Source organism: Acinetobacter sp. Ver3, from assembly GCF_000632455.1.
Taxonomy (GTDB): domain Bacteria; phylum Pseudomonadota; class Gammaproteobacteria; order Pseudomonadales; family Moraxellaceae; genus Acinetobacter.
In genome coordinates, this window is sequence record NZ_JFYL01000037.1 from 23,022 (window position 1) to 30,572 (window position 7,551).

At 34.6% G+C, this 7,551-nt stretch carries 5 protein-coding genes, 1 tRNA gene and 2 pseudogenes; 4 read left to right on the top strand and 4 right to left on the bottom strand.

Annotation, left to right across the window (positions count from 1 at the left end; genetic code table 11):
- Positions 1 to 353: 353 nt before the first annotated feature.
- From CL42_RS16690 to CL42_RS17035, 3 genes and pseudogenes are all read right to left on the bottom strand, one after another.
- Positions 354 to 656, bottom strand: a complete 303-nt coding sequence (locus CL42_RS16690; RefSeq protein ID WP_228133259.1) for a hypothetical protein — start codon at positions 654 to 656, stop codon at positions 354 to 356.
- Positions 657 to 782: 126 nt separating this feature from the next.
- Positions 783 to 2,026 (bottom strand): annotated as a pseudogene (locus tag CL42_RS10455) (tyrosine-type recombinase/integrase).
- Positions 2,027 to 2,216: 190 nt separating this feature from the next.
- Positions 2,217 to 2,353, bottom strand: a tRNA-Leu gene (locus tag CL42_RS17035).
- Between the two features lie 60 nt (positions 2,354 to 2,413).
- Between CL42_RS17035 and CL42_RS10460 the strand changes: the two genes are divergently transcribed.
- Complete coding sequence (locus CL42_RS10460; protein WP_035267971.1) at positions 2,414 to 3,658, top strand: tyrosine-type recombinase/integrase; 1,245 nt, start codon at positions 2,414 to 2,416, stop codon at positions 3,656 to 3,658.
- A 262-nt stretch (positions 3,659 to 3,920) separates the two neighbouring features.
- The gene (locus tag CL42_RS16695) at positions 3,921 to 4,091 is read left to right on the top strand and encodes a hypothetical protein (RefSeq protein WP_228133260.1); all 171 of its coding nucleotides are present in this window, start codon (positions 3,921 to 3,923) and stop codon (positions 4,089 to 4,091) included.
- Between the two features lie 74 nt (positions 4,092 to 4,165).
- Here CL42_RS16695 and CL42_RS10465 read toward each other — a convergent pair whose 3' ends face one another.
- Positions 4,166 to 4,918 (bottom strand): sel1 repeat family protein, encoded by a 753-nt coding sequence (locus CL42_RS10465; RefSeq protein ID WP_035267973.1) that lies wholly within the window; start codon positions 4,916 to 4,918, stop codon positions 4,166 to 4,168.
- On the opposite strand from CL42_RS10465, the pseudogene CL42_RS10470 reads away from it, so the two are divergent.
- Together CL42_RS10470 and CL42_RS10475 are read left to right on the top strand one after the other, a co-directional pair.
- Positions 4,906 to 5,166, top strand: a pseudogene (locus CL42_RS10470) (integrase core domain-containing protein); the annotation flags it as partial. The gene CL42_RS10465 and the pseudogene CL42_RS10470 sit on opposite strands and share 13 nt — an antisense overlap.
- 81 nt (positions 5,167 to 5,247) lie before the next feature.
- On the top strand, positions 5,248 to 7,203 hold the full coding sequence (locus CL42_RS10475; RefSeq protein ID WP_000693745.1) for an alkyl/aryl-sulfatase: 1,956 nt from the start codon (positions 5,248 to 5,250) through the stop codon (positions 7,201 to 7,203).
- The last annotated feature ends 348 nt before the right edge of the window (positions 7,204 to 7,551 follow it).

Here is a 7,551-nt window from a genome sequence, read left to right on the forward strand (position 1 = left end):
ATAAATCTAAGTTTATAAAAAATTTATCCGAAAATATTATGATTAAGCCTAAAAAGTGCATAAGCCCACAATAGATTTCTGAGGATACTAAACATACAAAAGTCGCTAGCAGAATGGCTAACAATCTGATCGCTATAGCTCTGTTATCAAATCAGCCTATCAAAAAGATAGTCGTGAATGCGAATAATGTATTCGAGAAAAACTTTCTCAGCAATTTGTAATGACCCTAAATATTAAAAAACCACATTTAAGTGGTTTTTTTACATAGCGCCTAATTGCTTACCGACACATTGTGTGTCCGCTATGGATCAATTCATCATCTAATATAAATTAGATGGTCATAAAAAATCGGATTATCGTTCACCTCTACATTTTGCTTTGTAATTTCTATACCACTCTTCTATTTCTTCTGTATCAAAATAGACCGCCGATTGACGAGATGTACCATCTTTCATAAATCTTGGAAAAGTAACATCATTTTCTATAATTTTGCGTAAGCAATCTCTGGTGACATTAAGCAACTCACAAACCTGATTATACTTCAACCGAAGTGGCTTGAGATTTTTACAAACTGAAGGTATTTCTATAGCTTCAGAAGCTTGATTACGGATAATGCTACGTCTTCCATTTGAATTATAAATTCTCGAATGATCCAACTTTGGATCCTCTTTCTAAAAAACTTACACCAAGCCTAACAAATTTTTTTTTTAGGAAATTAAATCCATGTAAAACTCAAAAAAATATCACTCTCACGAGTGATATTTAAAATTAGTTGTTGAGTATTAAGTTAAGAGTGATTCGATATGGGCACTCCACCACTCCATAATCTCATAACGCTCTTCTAAGTGGGCTCCTTGATCATATGCTCCTTTAACACCGCCTTTCACGTGAGATAATGCTGCTTCGATCACCTGAGATTTATTACTAAAATGTTTATTTAAGTTGGTCGAGGCAATATGTCTAAAACCGTGAGGATTTTGCTTCCCTTTATAACCCAATCTATTTAGTGCAGCATTGAATGTTAAATTTGAAATAGGTCTACCTAGATCATTTCTACCTGGAAATAGATATTCACTTTCTCCAGAATATTGCTTAAGTTCTTGTAAAAGCTGAATTACATGCCTTGATAAAGGAATTCCATGTTCAATTCTATTTTTCATCATATACGATGGTCTTACCCATACAGCCTCTTGAAAATCAAATTGCTCCCATCGTGCATTTTGTAGCTCTCCTGGACGCGGGAACATATGAATTAAAAGCTCTAAACCTATTGCAATCGGTCTAGATGAAGAGTTTCGAATCAATGAAATCATTTTTGGTAACTGATGAATCTTTACGTGCTTCATGCTTTCGGACTCACCTTTTGCTAAATGATTTCCAATACCTTCGAGCGGATTATATAAAATTCCCTTTTTAAACTTCGCTAAACTATAGGCACCTGAACAACATGAAATCAGCTTTTCAATTCTGTTAAAAATTCTTTCATTTATTTGCTTTTCAGTAAAAAACTCCAACCATTCTGTCGGCGTAATTGACTTATATGCACGATGTCCAAAGACTGGTATTAAATGCCGTTCAACTGATTGCTTTTCTTTTCGATAAGTATCAGCAGCCCACACTAATTTTTTTCGGTCTAACCACTCATATATTAAATTTGAAAATAATTCACTTTGCTCTTGCGACTTGAGTTGCTTAACCTCAGCCTGTGTCTTTATTTCAACTTTACCATTGAGCATATCTTCAGCTTTTTCTCTTGCTTGTAAGTAGCTGACCGAAGGGTAAGCTCCTAATCCAATCCATGACCATTTGCCTTTGGAATTTTTATAACGATATTGCCACGATTTTTTGCCATTAGACTGAACTCTGCAATATAAACCCGCTATATCAGTTGGCTCACGATATTCTTTAACTTTAGGCTTTAAAGATTTATATCGATCTTCTACATTTTTTTACGTCTTACTGTTCCATTCTGAACAATATTTGTTGAACGGTTTATAACATCAGCCTTTCCTGAATGTGTATTCATAACGCAGGATTATCCTTATATTTTTTATCTTGTATCCCTGAGTTATATTTTAAATTTAGGATACAAACAAGGATACACAGAGCGTGTTCCCATATGAAGTTATATGACGTTAAACAAAGCAATAAAAAACCCTTAACTCTTTTAGAATTAAGGGTTTGGATCTCATATGAATGCATATGATTATAAAATTTGGTGGGCCCAGACAGACTTGAACTGTCGACCAACGGATTATGAGTTCTATAACCCAAAATATAAATACCAATAAATTTAACTTAAAATAATACAAATACAATAGCTTACAATATTTTAACTATCAACTATTGGCCCTTAGTGTTGATTATAGTAACCTTAAATTGCTTACTAATTGCTTATTTTTTTGGTATCCATATGAATTTTACAAAACCAGCAATTGAAAAACTAGAATGCCGATCTGACTCAAAGCCTTCTTTCTATTGGGATAGCTCTACCAGTGGTTTTGGGGTAAAAGTAACCCCAAACAATAAAAAGACATATATCTTTCAAGGACGTGTAGGGTCTACAACACGGCGTATAACTATTGGTAATATTAAAGATTGGCGACTAACTGAAGCTCGTGAAAAAGCTAAAGAGCTTGCTGTAATGTGTACGCAAGGGATCGACCCCAAAGTTGAAAAAAATAAACGTATTAAATCAGACCAAGAATATCTTAAGACTGAAAAACGAAAAGAAACTTTATTCAAAGAAGCTTGGAATATTTATCTTGAAGAAAATAAAGTAAGATGGAGAGAACGTACCTACCTTGATCATTTATTACTATCAAAAGGTGGATTTGATGAAATCAAAAATTTTCACTATAAACCTCAGCCTATTTTTGAATTATTAGAAAAAAAGTTATCAGATCTTGATAACAACTTTTTTTCTGAATGGCTTCAGAATAATACTTATCGAGAAACTACAGCTAGTAAAGCTTTTCGTCTTGTTAGAGCATTTCTAAATTGGTGTGAAGAAGATGATAGATTCCAAGGAATAGCACCAACAAATGCTATTAAATCAAAAAAAGTAAGATCCAAAGTCAAGCCAATTCAAGCAAGAAAAGACTGTCTCCTAAAAGAGCAGCTAGAAATATGGTTCTCTACCGTTCTCAATTCCCAAAACAAAACCTTGGCTACATTTTATATTTGTTGCTTACTAACTGGGGCTCGAAAAGAAGAATTTCTATCACTTAAATGGATCGATTTAGATTTCAGATGGAAGACAATCCAACTAAAAGATAAAGTTGATGATAGCGGGCGTACCATCCCTATGACCCAGTACGTAGAGAAACTCTTACTTGACTTGAAAAAAACAAATGATTCAGACTATATATTTAGTAGCAGTACTTCTGTAACAGGATACATTGTCAACCCCTATAAAGAGTTTAAAAAGATTTGTCGCGAAATTGATATCGATTTAACTATTCATGGGTTAAGACGATCTTTCAAATCTTTAGCAGAATGGGTTGATATTCCTGTAGGTGTGACTGCACAAATATCAGGCCATAAACCAAGCGCCTTAGCAGAAAAACATTACACTGTCCGACCTATGGATATGCTTCGGAACCACCTTCAAAAATTTGAAGATTGGGTATTAGAGCAAGCGAAAGTTACTCTATAAAAATTAAACTCCATTCTCTCAGAAGAAGAAAATATTGCATTTCTATATTCTTCAATTCATAGCAATTTCGCTATGTAAACGAAGGATTATCCTCATGCACATTCAATACAACCGTCCACCATCATCTCATCCTGGCCCTGGTGGTAATTGGCCAAGTACAACAGGTCGCCCATCAGGGGGTGGCCGTGGTAATGCCAAATAATCATTAAGGGGAGCAATCCCCTTAATCCAGGGTTACCGATGAAAAGGCTATACACCCTTCATGCTAGCCGTTGAAAAAGACAATGCTTATACTGTTGATCTGATGCTAAAGCACGGCGCACAATTGGAACAAAGCTACGTAAAAGCAGATGAAGGACGTCGTGTTTTTTTAAATGAAATCGCTGATTATTTTAATACAAGTCAGGTCAAAAGCTTGATCAGAACTTGCTAAATAAAACTCCCTGCTACCTATAAATTTAGATAGCAGGTTAAATATATAAAGTTCAATATCTATTGTAAATTTTATTACTCTATAAACTCAAGAATACCTTTACAATCAATCAACTCCTCAAAATAATGAAATATGTTTATAAATGGAGTTATGCTTTGAACATATTTTCTTGACAACATCCCCCAATAAAAAGATAATTCATTATTTTTAAAATCTGGATGTTGAGAATAAATCATACTTAGACATTTACAAGCACTCGCAGATTTTTTTTCAGCGGCCGAAATTAAATATTTAATACCTAATTGTGAGTCTAAATTTCGTTCTATAGACTTAAATTTACAAGAAAATAATCTATCATACTTTTCTAAATATTCATTTCCCAACAAAAATAATCCATACCAAATTTCAGCTTCAACAACCCCATGATCTGCTGCAATTTTAAGAAAATAAATGCCTTTTTCAGGATTAACTATATCATCGTAATCCTGAGGCTTGAATGGATATTTTAAATATTCAAAAAAACCTGTGTGGATTCTAGCTATATAATAATATGAGTTAGGATTAACTTTAGCTGACTTCAAAAATAGATCAATCAAATTTTCTACACTTTCCACACTCCTAACCTTATAAAGCAAATACTCACCTAAATGATAATTGGCCAATAAGTCCCCTTGATCATACGACTCTTTAAATAATCTGATAATTTCATCTGTCGAACAGTAACTTGCACCAATAGGAGGGTTTCTAGCATCCATAGCTTCATGGCACATTATTTTATTTAATGCCAATAAAGTTTTTGCACCAATAACACCATGTATTGAAATCAAATGACATCCAAATCAGCATGGATGGTAAAGGTCGATGGGTTGATAATGTGATGGTTGAACGATTATGGCGGAGCGTTAAATATGAAGAGGTGTATCTCAAAGCCTACAGCAATGTTTTGGATGCGAAGAAGCAATTAAACGCATATTTTGAATTTTATAATTTGAAACGACCTCATTCGAGTCTGGACAAAATGACTCCAGATGAGTTTTACTATGACCAGCTACCACAACAAAATAAGGTAGCTTAACTAGAGCAGAGTATCACTTATAAATAAGCTTTTAGTTGTTCAAACATGTGGGACCACCTCTATTTAAAAAAAGGAAAGAAGATGAAAATTAAGTTTTTAACAGTTTCATTGATGCTTATTCTGCCATTTTCTGTTTTTGCAGCAAATACTGTAGTAGAAAAAGCGGTCATTGAATCAAATAATACATATAAGGCGAAGTATAACTTAGAGGATATGACTGAGTTTAATCAGGCTCAAAAGGGCTTTATTGCCAAGCCAACAGGTCAAATTAAAAGTGAGAAAGGCAATGTTATCTGGGATTTTGATGCATTTAGTTTTTTACAAGATCAAGCACCAAATACCGTTAATCCCACTCTATGGCGACAAGCAAAATTAAACAACAATGTTGGGCTATTTAAAGTAACAGATCGAGTTTGGCAAATTCGTGGTTTTGATTTGGCAAATATGACCATCATTCAGGGTGATACTGGCTGGATTATTGTGGATACATTAACCTCTAAAGAAACGGCTGAAGCAGCACTTAAATTTGCTAGACAGCATTTAGGTGAGCAAAAAATTTCAGCCATTATCTTTACCCATAGCCATATCGATCATTTTGGTGGTGCATTAGGCGTTCTTTCTAGCGAAGAAATTAACGCTAGAAAAACTCCAATTATTGCGCCAAAAGGCTTTATGGAAGAAGCGACCAGTGAAAATGTGATGGCAGGTTCAGCCATGATACGTCGTGCGACTTATATGTATGGAACTTTTCTACCTAAAAATGCGGAAGGATTGGTGGATACAGGTTTAGGTAAGGCTGTTGCTGTGGGAAAAATGGGCATCCTTGAGCCTACACAACTGATCACTCAACCAGAACAGAAAATGACGGTTGATGGCTTGGATTTTGTGTTTTATAACGTGCCGGGTTCAGAAGCACCAGCAGAATTAACGTTCTCTATCCCATCATTGAAACTTTATAACGGCGCAGAAATTCTATCTCATACCATGCATAATCTTTATACCCTTCGGGGTGCTAAAGTCCGTGATGCCTTAAAATGGGTGGGCTATCTAGACCAAGCAATGCAGCATGCCAAAGCATCCGATGTATTGATTGCACAGCATCATTGGCCTGTCTGGGGCAATGACAATATTCAAGATTTTATTAAAACCCAGCGAGATGTTTATAAGTTCACGCATGATCAGACGGTGAGATATATGAACTCTGGTTTTAATGGCGCTGAAATTGCCGAAAAAATTAAGCTTCCAGCGGCACTTGATCAAAAACTATATGCTCATGGCTATTATGGAACCCTAAAACATAATGTAAAAGCAGTATACCAATATTATATGGGATGGTTCGATGCCCATCCTTCCAATTTAGATCCATTACCCCCTAAAGCTGTTGCAAAAAAATATATTGAGTTAGCAGGTGGGGAGAACAATGCATTGAAAAATGCGCGGGATGCCTACGCTCAAGCTGACTATAGATGGGCTGCCGAGATTTTAAAACATATTGTGTTGAATAACCCTCAAAACCAACAAGCAAAAGACTTATTGGCGAATACTTATCGTCAATTGGGCTATGCTGCTGAGGCTTCAACTTGGCGTAATTTCTTTTTGGTGGGCGCTCAAGAGCTACAAAATAATGTACCCCTACAAAATACTTCTGATCCGAGTGATTTATTGATTCATACACCAACTGAAAGATTTCTTGAAGCTATGGCGACAAATTTAGATGTGGAAAATTTAAAAAATGAAAACCAGTGTATCAATCTGGTTTTGTCGGATACCAAAGAGCATTTTTCATTATGGGTTGAAAACTCAGTCATGCAGTTTAAGCGTTATGATGAAAGTAAAGATTTGGCATTGGATTGCCCTACATTAACCTTAACCAAGCCCTTATATCTAAAAATGATTACAGGTCAAATAGAAGGGGTAAAAGTCCTGCTTTCTAAAGACAGTAAAGTCAAAGGTAATCCACTGAAAATTGGAAAATTCTTTGCAATGTTTAAACGTCCAGATTCAATTTTCCCGATTGTGACTCGACCAAATGGCTAAGCTCAAATAAGTAAAGTCGAAACTTAAATTAATAGATCCAAAGAAATGGGTGAAATTATCAACTTGGTTCTCCCAATCTTATAACAGGAATACAAGAAATTATTTCTTGTATTCCTCTTTAAAATTAAAAGTAAGCTATATGTATTTTAACTCTATTGATACTTTATTAAATGGTTTTTGAATTTTTATACTTTATTTTCGATGGAGATATTTTTATTAGTAGCTTGTTTAAAAAAGATTTGTTTATTTTTCTATTAATTGCTTCTAAATAATAACTTCAATATTTTTGTGGTTAAAAGGCAAGGGGGTATTATGATGTGTTTTTTATTGAAAATAAGCTTTTATATT